This is a genomic window from Komagataeibacter sp. FNDCF1 (genome assembly GCF_021295335.1).
Taxonomy (GTDB): Bacteria; Pseudomonadota; Alphaproteobacteria; order Acetobacterales; family Acetobacteraceae; genus Komagataeibacter.
Map to the genome: position 1 here is coordinate 1,802,002 of NZ_JAIWOT010000001.1, position 18,541 is coordinate 1,820,542.

General features: G+C 59.9%; 13 protein-coding genes and 4 pseudogenes. 5 read left to right on the forward strand and 12 right to left on the reverse strand.

Annotated features, from left to right (window positions below; genetic code table 11):
* Positions 1–58: 58 nt before the first annotated feature.
* The 4 genes from LDL32_RS08525 to LDL32_RS08540 form a co-directional block, all read right to left on the reverse strand.
* A protein-coding gene (locus LDL32_RS08525; RefSeq protein ID WP_370636667.1) for an IS630 family transposase occupies positions 59–1,008 on the reverse strand; the annotation gives its coding sequence in 2 pieces (ribosomal slippage) (positions 59–666 and positions 666–1,008; 951 coding nt in all).
* 242 nt (positions 1,009–1,250) lie between these two features.
* Entirely contained in the window at positions 1,251–1,427 is a 177-nt protein-coding gene (locus LDL32_RS08530; RefSeq protein WP_370636669.1) for a hypothetical protein, read from the reverse strand.
* A 100-nt stretch (positions 1,428–1,527) separates the two neighbouring features.
* Entirely contained in the window at positions 1,528–3,018 is a 1,491-nt protein-coding gene (locus LDL32_RS08535; RefSeq protein ID WP_233066035.1) for a carbohydrate porin, read from the reverse strand.
* 11 nt (positions 3,019–3,029) lie between these two features.
* Positions 3,030–4,373: a gluconate:H+ symporter gene (locus tag LDL32_RS08540; RefSeq protein WP_007396459.1), complete on the reverse strand. Its 1,344-nt coding sequence runs from the start codon at positions 4,371–4,373 to the stop codon at positions 3,030–3,032.
* 343 nt (positions 4,374–4,716) lie between these two features.
* Here LDL32_RS08540 and LDL32_RS08545 point away from each other — a divergent pair, with 343 nt between their 5' ends.
* The gene (locus tag LDL32_RS08545) at positions 4,717–5,523 is read left to right on the forward strand and encodes an SDR family oxidoreductase (protein WP_233066037.1); all 807 of its coding nucleotides are present in this window, start codon (positions 4,717–4,719) and stop codon (positions 5,521–5,523) included.
* A gap of 63 nt (positions 5,524–5,586) precedes the next feature.
* Here LDL32_RS08545 and LDL32_RS08550 read toward each other — a convergent pair.
* A pseudogene (locus LDL32_RS08550) lies at positions 5,587–6,396 on the reverse strand (zinc-binding dehydrogenase); the annotation flags it as partial.
* A gap of 45 nt (positions 6,397–6,441) precedes the next feature.
* Here LDL32_RS08550 and LDL32_RS08555 point away from each other — a divergent pair.
* Positions 6,442–6,864, forward strand: a pseudogene (locus tag LDL32_RS08555) (transposase); the annotation flags it as partial.
* A 1-nt stretch (position 6,865) separates the two neighbouring features.
* Here the strand turns inward: LDL32_RS08555 and LDL32_RS08560 are convergent.
* Positions 6,866–7,162, reverse strand: a pseudogene (locus tag LDL32_RS08560) (alcohol dehydrogenase catalytic domain-containing protein); the annotation flags it as partial.
* 45 nt (positions 7,163–7,207) lie between these two features.
* On the opposite strand from LDL32_RS08560, the gene LDL32_RS08565 reads away from it, so the two are divergent.
* The gene (locus LDL32_RS08565; RefSeq protein ID WP_233065037.1) at positions 7,208–8,458 is read left to right on the forward strand and encodes an IS701 family transposase; all 1,251 of its coding nucleotides are present in this window, start codon (positions 7,208–7,210) and stop codon (positions 8,456–8,458) included.
* Between the two features lie 165 nt (positions 8,459–8,623).
* Positions 8,624–9,424, forward strand: a pseudogene (locus LDL32_RS08570) (IS5 family transposase); the annotation flags it as partial.
* A gap of 118 nt (positions 9,425–9,542) precedes the next feature.
* Here the strand turns inward: LDL32_RS08570 and LDL32_RS08575 are convergent.
* Both LDL32_RS08575 and LDL32_RS08580 read right to left on the reverse strand, forming a co-directional pair.
* Positions 9,543–10,793 carry an IS701 family transposase gene (locus tag LDL32_RS08575; RefSeq protein ID WP_233065037.1) on the reverse strand — a complete coding sequence of 417 codons (1,251 nt, stop codon included), beginning with the start codon at positions 10,791–10,793 and terminating at the stop codon, positions 9,543–9,545.
* A complete protein-coding gene (locus tag LDL32_RS08580) occupies positions 10,756–11,151 on the reverse strand; it encodes an alcohol dehydrogenase catalytic domain-containing protein (RefSeq protein WP_370636670.1) in 396 nt (131 codons plus the stop codon). Before LDL32_RS08580 ends, LDL32_RS08575 begins: the two co-directional genes overlap by 38 nt.
* Before the next feature lie 700 nt (positions 11,152–11,851).
* On the opposite strand from LDL32_RS08580, the gene LDL32_RS08585 reads away from it, so the two are divergent.
* A complete protein-coding gene (locus LDL32_RS08585; protein ID WP_233066040.1) occupies positions 11,852–12,421 on the forward strand; it encodes a gluconokinase in 570 nt (189 codons plus the stop codon).
* A 59-nt stretch (positions 12,422–12,480) separates the two neighbouring features.
* On the opposite strand, the gene LDL32_RS08590 is transcribed toward LDL32_RS08585, so the two are convergent.
* The 4 genes from LDL32_RS08590 to LDL32_RS08605 are packed head-to-tail and all read right to left on the reverse strand — an operon-like array spanning position 12,481 to position 18,541.
* Positions 12,481–12,939, reverse strand: coding sequence for a nitrate reductase associated protein (locus LDL32_RS08590; protein WP_130732822.1), 459 nt, complete (start codon positions 12,937–12,939; stop codon positions 12,481–12,483).
* Positions 12,940–12,960: 21 nt separating this feature from the next.
* Positions 12,961–13,956: an ABC transporter substrate-binding protein gene (locus tag LDL32_RS08595; RefSeq protein WP_233066042.1), complete on the reverse strand. Its 996-nt coding sequence runs from the start codon at positions 13,954–13,956 to the stop codon at positions 12,961–12,963.
* A complete protein-coding gene (locus tag LDL32_RS08600) occupies positions 13,953–14,564 on the reverse strand; it encodes an ANTAR domain-containing response regulator (RefSeq protein WP_118963277.1) in 612 nt (203 codons plus the stop codon). The genes LDL32_RS08595 and LDL32_RS08600 overlap by 4 nt, the downstream gene beginning before the upstream one ends.
* Entirely contained in the window at positions 14,564–18,541 is a 3,978-nt protein-coding gene (locus LDL32_RS08605) for a bifunctional nitrate reductase/sulfite reductase flavoprotein subunit alpha (RefSeq protein WP_233066044.1), read from the reverse strand. Before LDL32_RS08605 ends, LDL32_RS08600 begins: the two co-directional genes overlap by 1 nt.

Below are 18,541 nucleotides of genomic sequence, written 5' to 3' on the forward strand. Positions count from 1 at the left end.
ACAACCGCCCCCCTTCACAGGGTACCCCAACCCGACAGGCTGCTAGAGCGTTTTCTTTTCAATCTGGTTCATATCCAGCGGCGGTGAAGAAGTTGGCGCATTCTGTGGGTGTGAACAGATCGATGAGAGAACCGATCCTGTCCCACAGAGCGTCGCGTGTGCGTTCGGCGGCGCGGCGCAGATGGGCCTTGAGTTTTGAGAAGGCCATCTCGATCGGGTTGAAGTCAGGGCTGTAGGGCGGCAGAAACAGGAGAGTTGCACCAGCGGTCTCGATTGCTGCCTGCACGGCCGCTCCCTTGTGGGAGCCGAGATTGTCCATCACGACCACATCGCCCGGTCGCAGGTCCGGCACGAGGACACGCTCGACATAGATCTGGAAGCTCCGGCCGTTGATCGGCCCGTCCAGCACCATCGGTGCGACCAGGCCGGTCAGCCTCAGGCCCGCGATGAAGGTGGTTGTTTTCCAGTGCCCATGGGGAACGGCCGAGCGCAGCCGCTGGCCGCGCGGGGCACGACCGTAGCGTCGTGCCATGTTGGTCGACGCCCAGGTCTCATCAATGAACACAAGGCGATCGGGATCGAGATCGGGCTGAGCGTCGAACCAGTCCTGCCGACGCTTCAGGACGTCCGGTCGGTCTTGCTCTGCCGCATGGGCTGTCTTTTTTTCCATGTGATCCGGTGCCGGGCACAGAAGCGCCACAGCGTGCCGACGCTAAAATGATGCCCTTCTTCAGCCAGTTGCGCCCGGATTTCGACCAGCGTCAGGTCATCCTTCTCGTCGATCAGGGCGCGAATACGCGCGGCCTGCGCCTCGATCCGGCCTGAGAGGCGATCACCGCCTCGCGGCTTCGGCGTGACACTCCCGGTCTCTCGGGCCAGGGTACACCAACGGATCGCACTGGCTGGACTGACACCAAACCGTTCGGCGGCCTGGCGGCGGGACAGGCCACCGGACACGGCTGCTACAACACGTTCACGAAGATCCAGAGACAGCGTACGTGACGACATTCAGGCCGGCCTCCAGCCCCGGCCGTCATCTTGAATCAGATCGCGCCAGATAAGGGAATCCCAAATGATTCAAATCGAACAGAAAACGCTCTAGCTGTCGGGTAAAGAAGCGTAATGGGTATAGTCGCTGGTATAACCGATCTGTTTCTTTAAGACATTTTACATGACGAGAAACCATGAAAGCCTTCATGTCGGGATCAGTGGCAATCCCGTAGCGCAACCCGTTGGAGAATTCGCGCAAGTCATGGCGCCGCTGTTTCGCGTCCTCTCGCAACATCAAGGAAAGCATACGCAGAAGCCGCGACACGCTTGTGCGTAAACAGCGGTTCGATCCGCTCCTTTGCTACCCGAAGCCCAGATGTCGACAGTTCCAGCGTCTCTTCAACTGATGCCCCGCCATTCATGAAATCCTGAATCATGATGATCGATGTATAAATAACTCAACATAAAATACATATGAATTGCCAACTTATATAAATACTTTCAATAAATTCAAAATTCTGTGTAATCTATTCTTCTTTACATCAACTGGATATGGCTTTTGAATCCCAACAGTGCTGCATCACGCAAGTCGGATTGGGCATTGGGATGAATATAATATTCGAACAATGGGGTGAAGATAACGCCCGGCATGACGTGTATGGCATAGTTCGCTTCCATGACGATGGTATCGCGCTGCACGCCGGTTGCATGGTTGGGCAGGCTGCTTCTGTTGCCGGTATCGATCATGTCCTGTTCCGTCATCGTCACGCCATCGGCAATCCGTGTATAGGTCAGGGCAAAGCCCATCGTGTCATACGGACGCGAGCGGAAGTAACCGCGATTGATCAGTGCCGCATACACAAGATATTTGCGCAGTGACGTGCGTGGGTCGTTATATATCGCGCCGGACAGCGCGGTCAGGCCGGAATCCTTGTCATGGTAATGCAGCAGGCGCTGGTCGAACATGACCCATGTGGACCATGACGCGCCATGCTGCCTCTGTTTGCGGCCCGTCAGCGCATAGGGCGCGCCGGCCACGTCAAGGTAATTGTCGTTCTGCGGCGTGCTGAACAGTTGCGCGCCGAATTTGTAATGCCCCGGCAGGGTGCCATGGCGGAACACGGGTTCCCACGCGGTTTCGATTGGTGCTGCATAACCGATGATGTTCGCGCCATTGAACTTGAATCCGGTGCGGTGCAGGTACACCTGGTAAATCCCGTTTTCAATCGGATACAGGCCGGTCTGCACGTAAACCGACCGGGCAGGACGGCCACGCACGCGGAACCCCCATGTGCCCGCGGGGTAGCCCGCGTCATAATTGGTGTCGGTAATGCCCTTGGGCCGTCCACAGAAACTGCCGTTCTGGAAGTTGCAGAACAGGGGGCTGGCCGCGAAATCCGATATTTCGGCCATGCGGCCTGCGGCAATCGCCAGCCGCCCGCCCAGAAGCGTTTCCTCCCCATAGGCATAGACAAGGTGGACCACCACGTTGCCGCCGCCGCCGTAATCTTCGGATGCATGGTTCAGCCAGTCGCCAAACATGCGGTTGGCAGTCGTGCCATACCGGCCCACGGTTATCATATGGGTGGCGAACCCGTGCCAGCCCGCTAGCTTGTCCCAGTCCACGTCCAGCTGCATGGCGTACTGCCCGGCATTGCTGGCCCCCTGCTTGTAATTGCTGAACCCCGGCGTGCTGCCCCGCGTGGGCGGCGTGATCGCCCCCGCGAATTCATTGGTATTGTCCACAAGGAAGTTGATGCCGCGACGGCGCAGCCATTTTGACACGGGGTTGGGGGCCACCGCTTCGGGTTGGGAAAACGGGGGCACCCATGTCTTGTGCGAGTCATGCTTTGGCAGCGGGCGCGACACCAGCAGGCTAGGGGCCGATCCGATGTCACGATCCATGACCTGTGCCCCTGCGGGCATGGCCCCGAACAGCAGGCAGCCCAGCGCAAGGGAGGTCGCCTGAAGCGCCATCCGCGGGATATTGCGCGCGCGTACGGGTATTGCGGTATCAGGAAACAGCATGATGCGTCCCTTCAATGCACGAAAATGGAAGCAATCAGGCAGAAGACCAGCCCGCATACTGCAATCAGCGTTTCCAGCACCGACCATGTCTTTATGGTCTGCGGTACGGTCAGGCCCAGATATTCCTTGATCTGCCAGAAACCGGCGTCATTCATCGGGCCGAAGGCAACCGATCCCGCCCCGGTTACCAGCACCATAAGTTCAGGTGAGACCCCGGTGCTGTGTTCCAGGATGGGGGCGACAATGCCCGACGCCGTCGCCATCGCCACGGTGGACGACCCGCACGCCACGCGCACGATGGCCGCCAGCACCCATGCCAGCACCAGCAGGGGCATGTGCGCGCCAAGGGCGGCATCGGTGATGGCGCGCGATACCCCGCTGTCGATCAGCACCCGGCCAAAGCCGCCGCCCGCGCCGATCAGCAGCATGATGAGCGCCGTGGGGCCAAGGCATTCGTTGGTAAAGCGCAGGATGGTGGCGGCCGAAAAGCCCTGCGCCACCCCCAGCACGTAAAAGGACAGCAGCGTTGCCAGCGCCAGGGCTATGTCCGTATTGCCCACGAAATGCAGCACCGTATTGGCCGTACCGTGTACCGTCGTGATCCGGTCGGCCATCGACCCGACCAGCATCAGGACAACAGGTGAAAGGATGGTAAAAACCGTCAGGAAGAAGCTCGGCATATTGGTCGCCGGTTCGTGTTTGACGAACTGTTCCGCTAGTGGGTTTACCCCAGTCAGTGGCGTGCGGGCAGAGGCAAAGCGGCCAAAGACCGGCCCGGCAATCACTGCGATGGGTGTGCCGATCACGATACCCAGCATGATCGTATGGCCGATATTGGCATGATACGCGCTAAGGGCCAGCAATGCCGCCGGATGCGGCGGAATAAGCGCATGCGTGACCGACAGCGCCGCCCCCATGGGCAACGCCACCCGCAGCAGGGGCATATTGGTGCGGTCGGCCAGCACGAATACCAGTGGAATGAGCAGGACGAAGCCCACCTCAAAAAACACAGGCAGGCCAATCAGCAGGCCAATCACCATCATGGCCCAGTCCACGCGTTCGCGCCCCGCGAACCCGGATATGGTCAGTGCAATACGGTCGGCCCCACCGGATTCCGCCAGCATCTTGCCCAGCATGGTGCCAAGCGCGATGACGGTGCCAACATGGCCAAGTACATGGCCCGCGCCATTTTCAAAGGACGCAACGACATGATCCGCCGGCATGCCGGCAAAAAGGGCAAGGGCTATGGATACGATGAAAAGAACAATGAAGGGGTTCAGACGGAACCGGGCGATCAGGACAATAACAGCCAGAATTGCCGTTACCGCAAGAGAGATGGCAAATGCCGCGCTCATCCCATAAACACTCCCATGGTTTGACACAACGCCTAACGCCTGCGGTTGATGGGAAGGTCAAACCATAAAGAAAATGTTATAAAAACATCGTTTGTCCTATAATTGTTCTGATCCTTTTTGCAGGACCCTAAATAAAAATAGACATCAAAACTAAAAATATACATGTCTTTTGCAGAAAGATTTTTTATGAATTGTGCAATGCACAATGTCTGGTACAGCCCCATCGGGGATGACAGGTTACCCGTCATGATCATGTAGCTTTTCCACACAGGGCAACGGGCCTGCGGCATGATTGCGTCGCCGCACGCGGAGACGTGTGAGGGCATGGACGCGTGGTCCTGCTATGATCACGCTCCTGATAACACAGACGGACATTGTCATGCAGGACGATACTCTTTTTTCACTGGCTGGAAGACGCGCGCTTGTTACCGGAGCCTCCCGTGGCATCGGCCTCACCCTGGCGCGTGGCCTTGGCCGGTATGGGGCGAAAATTGTGCTGAATGGACGCCATCCCGAACCGCTGGAGGCTGTCCGCGCCATGTTGGAACGCGAAGGGGTGGATGCCGCGATCGCGCCCTTTGACGTGACTGATCAGCAGGCCGTCATTGCAGGGGTTGAAAAGATAGAGCGCGAATGCGGGCCGATTGATATCCTGATCAACAATGCCGGCATCCAGCGCCGTGAGCCGCTGGACCAGTTCAGTCGGGCGGACTGGGATGCCCTGATTGCCACGAACCTTAACGCGGTTTTCTTTGTCGGGCAGGCCGTGGCGAGGCATATGCTGCCACGTGGGCGGGGGAAGATCGTCAATATCTGTTCGGTACAGAGCGAACTGGCACGGCCAGGCATCGCGCCCTATACCGCAACCAAGGGAGCGGTCAAAAACCTGACCAAGGGCATGGCAACGGACTGGGCGCGTCATGGTCTGCAGATTAACGGGCTTGCACCGGGTTATTTTAAAACGGAAATGAATGAAAAGCTGGTGGCCGACCAGGCATTCACCCAATGGCTGTGCCAGCGCACGCCTGCCGGTCGCTGGGGGAACGTGGAGGAACTTGTCGGGGCGGCTGTCTTTCTGTCTTCCGATGCCTCAAGCTTTGTCAACGGGCATGTGCTTATGGTTGACGGGGGCATAACCGCTTCCGTGTAGACAAAGGCTGGACTTCTTGTCCATTTCCGCCGGTATGTCCCGGCGGAAACGGATAGCATCTTTTCAACTATTCAGGGACAGCAGGATCTTGGCTGCCTGCCTGCGGTCTGGCGCCAAGGCAAAGGCTGCGGCAAATTCGCTCAGGGGAAATTGCTGGGTGACCAGAATATCGGCAATTTCGGGCCGTTCGGCCAGTAAGGCAAGGGCTGCATCGAATTCCGTGTCAAAACGGAAAGTGCCCCTGAAATCGAGTTCACGGTTGATGATCTGGGCAATCGGCACGGGTATGTCCCCTGGCGGGAACATGCCAACCTGCACCAGTATGCCGCCCCGCCGTGTGCGGGCTATGGCCGCAGGCAGGGCGACTGGTACGCCTGTGGCTTCAAACAGGATATCGAATTCTTCTTCCACTGTGGTATGGCGGGTGTTGTAGCACCTGCTTGCGCCCAGCCGGGTTGCGCATTGCAGTGGAAAATCCTCCAGGTCCGTTGCCACAATACGTTCTGCCCCGTGATGGACCAGCCCCGCCACGATTAACAGCCCGATTGGCCCCACACCCTGCACCATCACGCTACGACCGCGTACATTGCCCGCGCGCGCAATGGCATGCAGGGCCACGGATAAGGGTTCGGCAAGACAGGCCCGGCGGGGCGTCAGGCCGGGGGGAAGGGTATGGAGTTGCGCCGCCTTGACAGTCATCGCCCGACGAAAGCCGCCATCGGTATGGGGATCACGTGCGGCACTTCCCAAAAAGCGCATGTTGCGGCACAGGTTGCGCTGTCCGCGCATACATTCGGGGCAGTGACCACACGGCTGTGCCGGATGAATGGCGACGGCCTCGCCTACGGAAAAGCCTTTAACATCGCTGCCTAGCACTACAGTTGCATTTTATGATGAGTTCTGACTCTATGGCTCACCATGATTCAGGATTTCATGAATGGCGGGGCGTCAGTTGAAGAGACGCTGGAACTGTGGGCATCCGGGCTTCGGGCAGCAAAGAAGCGGATTGTACCGCTGTTTACGCAGAAGCGTGTTGCGGCTTCTGCGTGTGCCTTCCTTGATGTCCTGATTGGTAACGAACCGCGCAAGACAGGATGGATGCGTGCGGAAGCAGCAGGAGATCCTGGTCCGTGGCGGCAACAGGCGCTTCTGGGTCGCGGGCAATGGGATGCCGATGTCCTTCGTGATGTCGTCAGGGACCATGTGGTCGAGCATCTGGGCACTGAAGAGGGCGTACTGGTCATTGACGAGACCGGTTTTCTGAAGAAAGGCCAGGCCTCCTGCGGCGTGGGGCGGCAGTATACGGGTTCCGCCGGCAAGATCACGAACTGCCAGATCGGTGACCGCGTACATTGCCCGCGCGCGCAATGGCATGCAGGGCCACGGATAAGGGTTCGGCAAGACAGGCCCGGCGGGGCGTCAGGCCGGGGGGAAGGGTATGGAGTTGCGCCGCCTTGACAGTCATCGCCCGACGAAAGCCGCCATCGGTATGGGGATCACGTGCGGCACTTCCCAAAAAGCGCATGTTGCGGCACAGGTTGCGCTGTCCGCGCATACATTCGGGGCAGTGACCACACGGCTGTGCCGGATGAATGGCGACGGCCTCGCCTACGGAAAAGCCTTTAACATCGCTGCCTAGCACTACAGTTGCATTTTATGATGAGTTCTGACTCTATGGCTCACCATGATTCAGGATTTCATGAATGGCGGGGCGTCAGTTGAAGAGACGCTGGAACTGTGGGCATCCGGGCTTCGGGCAGCAAAGAAGCGGATTGTACCGCTGTTTACGCAGAAGCGTGTTGCGGCTTCTGCGTGTGCCTTCCTTGATGTCCTGATTGGTAACGAACCGCGCAAGACAGGATGGATGCGTGCGGAAGCAGCAGGAGATCCTGGTCCGTGGCGGCAACAGGCGCTTCTGGGTCGCGGGCAATGGGATGCCGATGTCCTTCGTGATGTCGTCAGGGACCATGTGGTCGAGCATCTGGGCACTGAAGAGGGCGTACTGGTCATTGACGAGACCGGTTTTCTGAAGAAAGGCCAGGCCTCCTGCGGCGTGGGGCGGCAGTATACGGGTTCCGCCGGCAAGATCACGAACTGCCAGATCGGTGTGTTTGGCGCTTATGTTTCGGAACGGGGGCATGCCTTTATCGACCGCGCCCTGTATCTTCCAAAAGACTGGACATCAAAGCCTGAGCGCATGAAGCGGGTTCACGTTCCTGATGACGTAGTGTTTGCGACCAAACCGGCACTGGCATCGAAGATGATCGAGCGGTGTCTGGATGCTGGTGTGCCTTTCCGTTGGGTTGCTGCGGACAGCGTTTACGGCGTGGGCGACGTGGAACGCACGCTTCGCCGGGCAGGAATCGGATATGTCCTTGGGGTCAAGGGCAATCACTGGTTCGGATCATGGGCAATGGAACCGCTGATTGCCGGAGAGGCGAAAGATATTGCAGCAGGACTGCCAGACCAGGCCTGGCGTCGTCTGTCAGCGGGGCACGGCACAAAAGGTGAGCGGCTGTATGACTGGGCGTATCTTCCGCTTGCTGACCTGGATGCTGAAGAATTTGACTGCCCTATAGCCGGACCATGGACACGTGGCCTGCTGATCCGCCGGAACATCGCTGACGGGGACCTTGCCTATTTTACGACCTGGTGCCCGAAAGGGACAACCACGCAGGAACTGGTGAACGTCGAAGGGACGCGCTGGAGAATTGAAGAAGGGTTCGAGACTGCAAAAAACGAATTCGGTCTCGATCATAACGAAACCCGCTCCTGGCATGGATGGCATCGGCATGTCTCCCTGGTCATGCTGGCCTATGCCGTCATGGCCAGTGTCCGTTACCAGGCAAACTCACTGAAACCGAAAAAAACACCGCACAGGACACGACAGTCCTCGTCCGCTGGTCCATCCAGGAAATCAGGCGCCTCGTCGTAAAACTCTCACAACGCAGGTTACCCGTCGCTCACATTCTCAGATGGTCCGTCTTTCGACGAACACATCAGGCCAGTGCCATCCGCGCGCACTCTCGCCATAAAATGCAACTGTAGTGCTAGGTTTCGTGGACAAAGGTTGACAGTAACGTCCATGATTGATTCAAAGCTGCCTTTTGGAGGCGTTGTTGGGCGAGCGAATTGGGCTTTCGGACGAGGAATGGGCCATCATCGGGGCGCTGCTTCCGCCTGAGAGGGGTCGTGGCTGCCGTCCTGCGCAAGACAATCGTCTGTATTTCGAAGGCATGATGTGGATTGCCCGAACCGGATCGCAGTGGCGCCACCTGCCTGATGATTATGGCAAGTGGAACAGCGTGTTCCGACGCTACCGACGATGGGTGACGACAGGCGTGTTCGATGCGATGCTCGAAACCTTGGCTGAAATGGTCGAGCGGGATACCACTGCCGACATGATCGACAGCACGGTGGTCCGGGCACATCATTGTGCTATCGGTATAAAAAAGGGACACAGGAAACCGAGGCGCTTGGCCGATCGCGCGGTGGTTTCACCACCAAACTGCACGCCCGATGCGACGCCAGGGGACGCCCTCTCGGTTTTGTCCTGACGCCGGGACAGACCCACGATATTCAGGGTTTCGGCCCGCTGTTCCGCATGATCGCTGACAAGATCGAGGCGTTACTGGCAGACAAAGGTTACGATGCCGACCTCATTCGCGAGGAACTTGCCAAGGCCGAAATCGAAGCCGTCATCCCGAGCAAAAGCAACCGTCGCAATCCTGTACCTCATGATAAAACCAAATATCGCTGGCGCAATCTCGTCGAGCGCCTGTTCAACAAACTCAAGAACTGGCGACGCGTTGCCACCCGATATGACAAAACCAAGGAATCATATCTTGGCTTCGTCAGTCTCGTGTCAGCACTCCAGTGGATACCCTTTGTCCACGAAACCTAGCACTACAGTTGCATTTTATGGCGAGAGTGCGCGCGGATGGCACTGGCCTGATGTGTTCGTCGAAAGACGGACCATCTGAGAATGTGAGCGACGGGTAACCTGCGTTGTGAGAGTTTTACGACGAGGCGCCTGATTTCCTGGATGGACCAGCGGACGAGGACTGTCGTGTCCTGTGCGGTGTTTTTTTCGGTTTCAGTGAGTTTGCCTGGTAACGGACACTGGCCATGACGGCATAGGCCAGCATGACCAGGGAGACATGCCGATGCCATCCATGCCAGGAGCGGGTTTCGTTATGATCGAGACCGAATTCGTTTTTTGCAGTCTCGAACCCTTCTTCAATTCTCCAGCGCGTCCCTTCGACGTTCACCAGTTCCTGCGTGGTTGTCCCTTTCGGGCACCAGGTCGTAAAATAGGCAAGGTCCCCGTCAGCGATGTTCCGGCGGATCAGCAGGCCACGTGTCCATGGTCCGGCTATAGGGCAGTCAAATTCTTCAGCATCCAGGTCAGCAAGCGGAAGATACGCCCAGTCATACAGCCGCTCACCTTTTGTGCCGTGCCCCGCTGACAGACGACGCCAGGCCTGGTCTGGCAGTCCTGCTGCAATATCTTTCGCCTCTCCGGCAATCAGCGGTTCCATTGCCCATGATCCGAACCAGTGATTGCCCTTGACCCCAAGGACATATCCGATTCCTGCCCGGCGAAGCGTGCGTTCCACGTCGCCCACGCCGTAAACGCTGTCCGCAGCAACCCAACGGAAAGGCACACCAGCATCCAGACACCGCTCGATCATCTTCGATGCCAGTGCCGGTTTGGTCGCAAACACTACGTCATCAGGAACGTGAACCCGCTTCATGCGCTCAGGCTTTGATGTCCAGTCTTTTGGAAGATACAGGGCGCGGTCGATAAAGGCATGCCCCCGTTCCGAAACATAAGCGCCAAACACACCGATCTGGCAGTTCGTGATCTTGCCGGCGGAACCCGTATACTGCCGCCCCACGCCGCAGGAGGCCTGGCCTTTCTTCAGAAAACCGGTCTCGTCAATGACCAGTACGCCCTCTTCAGTGCCCAGATGCTCGACCACATGGTCCCTGACGACATCACGAAGGACATCGGCATCCCATTGCCCGCGACCCAGAAGCGCCTGTTGCCGCCACGGACCAGGATCTCCTGCTGCTTCCGCACGCATCCATCCTGTCTTGCGCGGTTCGTTACCAATCAGGACATCAAGGAAGGCACACGCAGAAGCCGCAACACGCTTCTGCGTAAACAGCGGTACAATCCGCTTCTTTGCTGCCCGAAGCCCGGATGCCCACAGTTCCAGCGTCTCTTCAACTGACGCCCCGCCATTCATGAAATCCTGAATCATGGTGAGCCATAGAGTCAGAACTCATCATAAAATGCAACTGTAGTGCTAGCGCATCAATGATGCCCGATACTTCATGCCCCAGAACCATGGGAGCGTGCAGCACAGACGCCCCGACGCCCCCATGGGCAAAATAATGTAGGTCCGAACCGCATATGCCGCCCCAGGCCATATTTACCCGCACTTCATCGGAGCCGGGATGGAGTATGGAAACGGGATCCAGCCTCAGGTCATGCGGCGCATGGATAACCAGTGCCTCGGTCAGGCAGGAACCGACGTTTTTTTGACTTGCTTCAGCGTACACGTTCAGGATGCTCCCCGCCTGTAACAGGACCGCCGCCTCGTAAGGACGATAGGCCATTTTCCTGTTTTTTTTGAGCCGACATGACAGCCCTGGACAGTGCATGGCACAAAAATAAGGCTGCGCTCACTCTAACGAGACAGCAGACGGTCTGGTTTCCAGCATGAGCAGGGACGACGATCGTCCGTGGAAACGGATCAGTTAGATGGCGGCATGGGAGAGGCAGTACCTGAGGCTGAGATCGGTTTGTGTGCGTTATGCCAGATGGTCCTGAAGACAGCGGGAAAGCTGTTCCCGCGGCTTTTATCCAGTTGTATCCTCTCGAACAAGCGTTCCGACGCACGGTCGATCTCATTAAAATAGTCGCGCTGGCACTGCACCCGGTCACTGACGGCCTCGTAAGGGTCCACCCGATTGGAGGCGTCGTTCTGTCTGGCGTGAACTGGCGCAGCCGCATATTCCTGTCGTAGCAGATAGGGCACGATAGACCTGGACAGACTGTGCGCGTGGATCAGGTGCTGCGCGCATGGTCGCCTGAATATTGTCCAGCCTGAGGCGTCCGTATCGAAGACGGGGGCCGTCAGTAATTCACGCAATGCCTATACGCTACCATTTTACTGGATTTATTTATCCCGTTTCTGTCAGGATAGGGCGACCTTGCGCGTCAACGGGCCGAGAAATGATTACTTTCTTATTCGTTCCCTGTTCATAGACACGAAGGCCAATAACTTTATCATGATAATATTCGGCAGGATACGCAATGTATGATACTGGGCAGGATACGGTTTCACTCTCACGTAGATTTGGTGAGGCAGGGCGACCGTGTGTGCTGATTGTTATGGGCGTATCAGGGTGTGGCAAGAGTACACTGGCCCAACTGATAGCTGAACGGATGGCCTGGCCCCTTATCGAAGGGGACGACCTGCATCCCCCCGCCAATATCGCGCGAATGAGCAACGGCATTCCGTTGACCGATACGGATCGTATGCCATGGCTTGATCTTATTGCTGGCCGGATACAGTCATGGCGTGATGCAGGTCAGTGTGGCATCGTGACGTGTTCATCGCTCAAGCGCAGTTACCGTAGACAGATTGGCGGCGACAGTGCGGATGTCTGCTTTGTCTATCTCAAGGGCAGCAGGGAGGACATCATGCCCCGCCTGTACCAGCGCACCGGTCATTTCATGCCGGTTGCCATGCTGGACAGCCAGTTCGCCACGCTGGAGGAACCCGACATGCATGAGGAAGTGGTCATGGTTCTGGATGTCAATGCCCCGCAGGAGCATCTGGCTGAACGGGCCTGTGCACATCTGGCCCAGTTTTCCCTGTAAAAACACGACGTGCCGTGACCGGTATTCCCTCAATATCTGAGATCGACACTTCCGAAGCCTTAATTATGCATTTCACCGAGAAATTCCCGCAGAGCCGGTTCGAAATTCTGATTTTCGTGCCCTGGCCTGGTAAGCTTGAGGAGCGCGAAGCGCTGTAGGGCCGACAGATGTCCCCACTGTTCGGGCGTGGGTGCCCTCAACCCACTGGATTGCGCTTTCAGCGTGATCGCATCGGGCACGCCATCAGCCAGTTGCCAGGCTCCCATCCGGGCCGGTGGAAGTAGTTTTGGCTCTTCTCCCGCCCGGGTCCTGATCAGGTGCAGGAGGAACGACCGGTATGCAGCCCGTTCCAGCGGCATGGTGGCGGGGCGGTCCACCAGTGCCTGCCTGTCGTGCTGCGTAAAACGGCTCCACTGGCGCAGGCTTAGTTTTACCCCGCACAGATCCAGCTTCATGCGCACGATCATGGGAACGCAGCGTAATGACAGGGTAAAATCCATTTCGAAATTGAACAGCATGGTTTCCCTCCCCCGCACTGTTCACAGTAATCGCGCGCAGGCAGGGGCAGGATTGGCGGGCACGGGAGCGATCCAGCGCATGAGCATCTGGTGCTCGGCATTGTCCACCCATCCCAGCGCCGTCATATCGCTTATGATCCAGTCAAGGTCGGACGGCAGCAGGCTGCCCCCGGCAAAGGTCACGCATTCGCGTGCGTCCCCACCGGGCAGGATGGCCTCCGTCGCCGCCAGCGGCAATGTTAGCCCGCCATCCGCAACGGGGGCCGCCAGTGCGCGCGCGATGTCCGCGCGGTGACCCGGTTGCTGGCAGAACGCAATCGCGTCCCGCAGGGCATGCGACATGCGGCGGCCCGTCGCATCGCACGACAGGAGTTTCCCCGATGCGACAATGATCTTTTCAACATGGTCGGGCAGGACGGTGGCGGATCCGCCCACGCGAAAGGCAAGTCCGCGCTGTTCCGCCTCGATACCCCATGGCGGACCGACACAGCCGCCATCAATCGCGTTTTCCGCCAGCGCCTGGATCATGTCGGTCGGGGGCATGACAGACAGGTCGATTTCATCTTCCATGCTGACATCGATCATCTTCAGGAAACGCCGGAGAATGAGGAGATGGGTGGAATACATATGCACGACGGCGATACGCGGCTTTCTCCCGATGGTCATGGCCCACAGGTCAAACGCCTGCCGCCCCGGGGAGCCGGCATTCCATGCCCCTTCCACCGGGTTGGCGCCACGCAGCATGATCGTGTTGCCACCCCGGCTGATCCGGCCTAGCGGGCGTAGCCCTGTATCATGCCCGCGCCGCCCGAGTGCAGTCATCATGGCCAGCGGCGCGAAAATGACAGCGGCATCCAGCCGGTTCCATGCCAGACCATCGGCGATGTTGGCCCAGGATGGGGAGACGACGATCTCGATTTCCAGACCATGACGGGCAAAAATGCCCTGCTGCTGCCCCATGATGACTGGCGCGCTGTCAGCCAGCTTCAGCACGCCGATCCGTAACGGTGTGTTCACGATGCCTCATCCTTTTTCTGCGATGCCAGATACTCCCCGGCGACGGCCGCGATGCGACGCGATGTCTGCATGGCCCGGCGCTGGAACCACCGATAGGCCTGCGCTTCGCTGGTTTTTTCATTTTTCATGAAACATCTCTTTGCCTGTTCGATCACCCTCCGCTCGGCAAGGACACGCTGCGCTTCGGTCAGTTCGTCGCGCGTGCGACGGAAGCGGGCATACAGCGCGATGGCGGCACGCAGCAGCGGCTTTACATCACGGGGCAGTGCCTCAAGCACGTTGTAGGAACATATGCCCGTATCAAAGGCTGTTTCCATCAGTTCCACATCGTCCTCATCCACAAACAGGGCGACCGGTCGTTCCTGTGCCGAACAGGACAGGGCGCGAATACTGTCCAGCGCGTCACGGTCGGCCCTGTTCATGTCAACCAGCACGACATCGGGCCGACAGGCCCGCACGGCATCGACCAGCGCCGTGCCGGGGGGAACGGTCAGGACATCCAGCGACGCATCGGCGTGCAGCGTCTCCGACAGGGCATGGCCCCTGCGGGGGTTTTCGTCCGCGACCAGCACCCTCAGGCGCGTGCCGGGCACCATGTCCTCACACATCAGTACACATCACGCAGATAGCGGCCTTCGCGTGTCAGGTTGCTTACGAATGCATCTGCATCGCCAGATGACAGGTCACCGTGACGGGCCACGATCCGGCGCAGTGCCGCATCGACATCCCGCGCCATGCGGGTCGCATCACCGCATACATAGATATAAGCCCCATCGCGCAGCCAGTCCCACAATTCGCTGCCTGCGGCTTCCATCCGGTCCTGCACGTACACCCGCTCGGGCTGGTCGCGTGAAAAGGCGGTATCAAGGCGCGTCAGCACCCCGTTTGACAGGAAGGCGTCCAGTTCATCGTGATAGTAGAAGCCTTCCGCCGCGTGGCGTTCTCCGAAGAACAGCCAGTTCCGGCCCGAAGCCTGCCGTGCCGCGCGTTCCTGCAGGAACCCCCGGAATGGCGCAATGCCGGTGCCGGGGCCGATCATGATCATGGCGGCGGCATCATCTGCCGGCAGCCGGAAATGTGTGGTGGGCTGGATGAAAACCGGCACGTCCGCCCCATCGTCCAGCCCCGCCAGCCAGTTCGAGCATATGCCCGGCCATGGCGTAAGGCTGACCCCCATTGTCAATTCCACCACCCGCCCGGATGCCTGTGGCGAGGAGGCAATCGAGTAAAGCCGCGGCTGCATGCGCCGGAACAGGCCCGCTATGTCCTGCGCCGTGACCGACAGCACTACATCGTTCAGCAGGTGGGGCAGGAAACCCGGCGCACAACCACCCAGTGCCTCCAGCATGGCCGGGTTGGGGCGGCTCAGGTCAAGGTGGCGCGTAAGGGCTTCGCGCAGCCCCACCGTTCCGCAGCCGCGCAGCACGATGGGCGTCTCTTCCGGCAGGCGCAGCGCGCGCAGGGCCGCCTGCACATGGACCGCCGGGTTGCTGGGCCATATGCCCAGCGCATCGCCGGGGAACCAGTTCAGTTCCGTTCCGCTTACATCCAGGCCGATACGCCGCGTATCCCTGTCACACCCTGCAGCGCACAGCCGCTCGTTGATGGACAAGCGGGCCATGACCGGGGCCTCCCGCGTGCCGGAAACCGGGGGCGATGGTGCTTCCACCAGTGCGGACGAGGCAACCTTTCCACCGGTTGCGACCTGCGCAAGGGCCGTAAGCATGGTTGTCCGCCACGTCTCGACCGTATCCTCGAAATCCGGCTCGCAGTCCACGCGTTCCACGAATGGCGTTGCCCCCAGTTCCCGCAGGCGTCCGTCCAGCGCACGGCCGAAGCCGCAGAAACTGGCATACGAGGAATCTCCCAGTGCCAGCACGGCAAATATCAGGCCGGGCATGGGGGCCTGGCGTTCACGCAGCATGTCCCAGAACGGAGCGGCGCAGTCTGGCGGGTCCCCGTCACCGAAGGTGGATACCACGAACAGCGCCGGACCCGCGGCGGCGGTGTTTACATCAAATGCATCAAGGCATTTTCCTTCCGCCGCGTGGCCGGCTTCGCGCAGCCAGCCAACGATCGTGGCCGCCAGTCCTTCCGCCCGCCCGGTCTGAGATGCCCACCATACGCTGATACCCGGCGTGGCGGCCGCAGGCGCCGGCATGGTCCCGCCGCCTTCACCCGGCTGCATGCGGCTGTACAAGCCTGCAAGAATACCGCTGATGCGCGCGCGCGCCTGTGCCGGCAGAGGTGCCGATGCGGGCAGCACGGGTACCTCGCCCACGCCCGGCGGGGCCATTTCCAGCCCGTCAAGGAACCCGGACAGCCATGCCCGTCCCTCCTCGGGCAGGGTTGCGGCAACGGACTGGTCCGGCCGCTCCAGACCGAGATGGCTGGCAAGGGCGCGCAGCATCATGGCGGACTCTCCTTTCCTGACTGGTTCCACATCATCGGCGGCCGGGCCTGCGGCCTGTTCTACCCGTTCCAGCGCCACCGCGCAGAGTTTGAAACCGGGTTGCAGCGAAATCGGGTCAACAGCATCCGGTGTAATGGAATTGACCGTCAGGTCCGGCCCGAAACGGTCATTCCAGTGGAACGGGGCAAAGCAGGTGCCGGGCCGTACCCGCGCGGAGATCTGGACCGGCAGGACAATCTGCCCCCGCCGTGATGTAATCCTTACGCGATCGTCCTGCGTCAGGCCAAGCGCATGGGCATCGGGCGGGGCAATTTCTACAAAGGGGCCGGGATTCAGGCGGTTCAGGCTGTCCACGCGGCCGGTCTTGGTCAGCGTATGCCACTGGTGCTGCAGCCTGCCGCTGTTCAGCACGAAGGGGAATTCCTCATCCGGCCATTCATCCGGCCGCATCCACGGACGGGCAAAAAAGACGCCCTTCCCGTCCGGCGTGGCAAAGACCGGGCCGGTGCCGTCGGGGCAAAGGTAACGGATCGGGTGCCGGGCCTGCGTGTCGCCTGCGGGCGCGGGCCATTGCACCGGCCCTTCGCGCAGCCGTACGTGGCTGACGCCTGCAATGTCATAGCCGGTTTTCGGGTTGCCGAACCGGCTGGCCTCGGCAAACACGTCGGCGGCAGAGGTGAAGGCAAAATCTTTCTCATACCCCATGGCACGCGCCACGCGGGCAATGATGTCCCAGTCCGACAGCGCATCGCCCGGCGGCGGCACGGCCTTGCGGGCCAGTGTCATGGTACGGTCGGAATTGACCTGCACGCCGTCCCCTTCGGCCCACAGGGCAGCGGGCAGCACGATATCGGCAAAGCGTGTCGTCTCGCTATCCGCGAAGGCATCCTGCACGATCACGCATTCGGCCGCCTCCAGCGCCCGGACAACATGGCGGCGATTGGCGACGGTGGCAACGGGATTGGTACAGATGACCCAGCATGCCCGGATCTCACCGCGTTCCATCGCCTCGAACATGGCAATCACGCCATTGCCCCCGGTTTCGCGCAGGGTGCCGGGGGGGAGCGACCACTGTTCTTCGGTAAAGGCACGGTCGGCTGCTACCAGCGTGCTGCGCTGTCCCGGCAGGCCCGGCCCCATGTAGCCCATCTCGCGCCCGCCCATGGCGTTGGGCTGCCCAGTCAGCGAGAACGGCCCGCTGCCGGGGCGGCAGATGGCACCGGTGGCAAGGTGAAGGTTGCACAGGGCGTTGGTGTTCCAGGTGCCGGCAATGCTCTGGTTCAGGCCCATGGTCCACAGGCTCATCCACTCCCCGGCCTCCGCAATCCAGCGCGCGGCGGTCAGGATGTCCTCGACCGGCAGGCCGGTGATTTCAGCCACGGTCTGGGGGGCATATTCATCCAGGAAGGGTTCCATCGCCTCCCATCCTGTCGTGCTCCGGGCAATGAAGTCCCTGTCGATCGCATCGTTTTTTACCAGCAGATGCAGCAGGCCATTGAGCAGCGCCAGATCCGTGCCGGGACGGATGGGCAGGTACAGATCGGCCTTTTCCGCCGTGGCCGTCCGGCGTGGGTCAACCACGATCAGCCGTGCACCCGCCCGCTTGCGGTCCATCAACCGCAGGAACAGGATCGGGTGGCAGTCAGCCATGTTGGCGCCAATGACGAAAAACAGGTCGGTGCAGTCGAAATCCTCATAGCTGCCCGGTGGCGCATCGGCACCAAGCGACAGCTTGTAGCCGGTGCCCGCGGCGGCCATGCACAGGCGGGAATTGGATTCAATATGCTGGCTGCGGACAAAGCCCTTGGCCAGCTTGTTGATCAGGTACTGTGCTTCCAGCGACATCTGCCCCGATACGTAAAAGGCAATGGCGTCGGGTCCATGCTCGTCAAGGATGGCGCGCAGCCGTTCCGCCGTGGCGTCGATAGCTTGCTGCATGCCCACAGATACGGCCTGTTCCCCGCGCCGGGGGCGGATGGCGGCATGGCGCAGGCGCTGGTCGGACAGGAGCGGCCGGTCGCACGAACTGCCCTTGGTGCACAGGCGGCCGCCATTTGCCGGGTGCGCGCCATCGCCCCGCACTTTTGCAATACGGCCGTTCTCCACCTCCAGTATGACCCCACAGCCCACCCCGCAATAGGGGCAGACCGTGCGGATGTCCTCCCGCGCCAT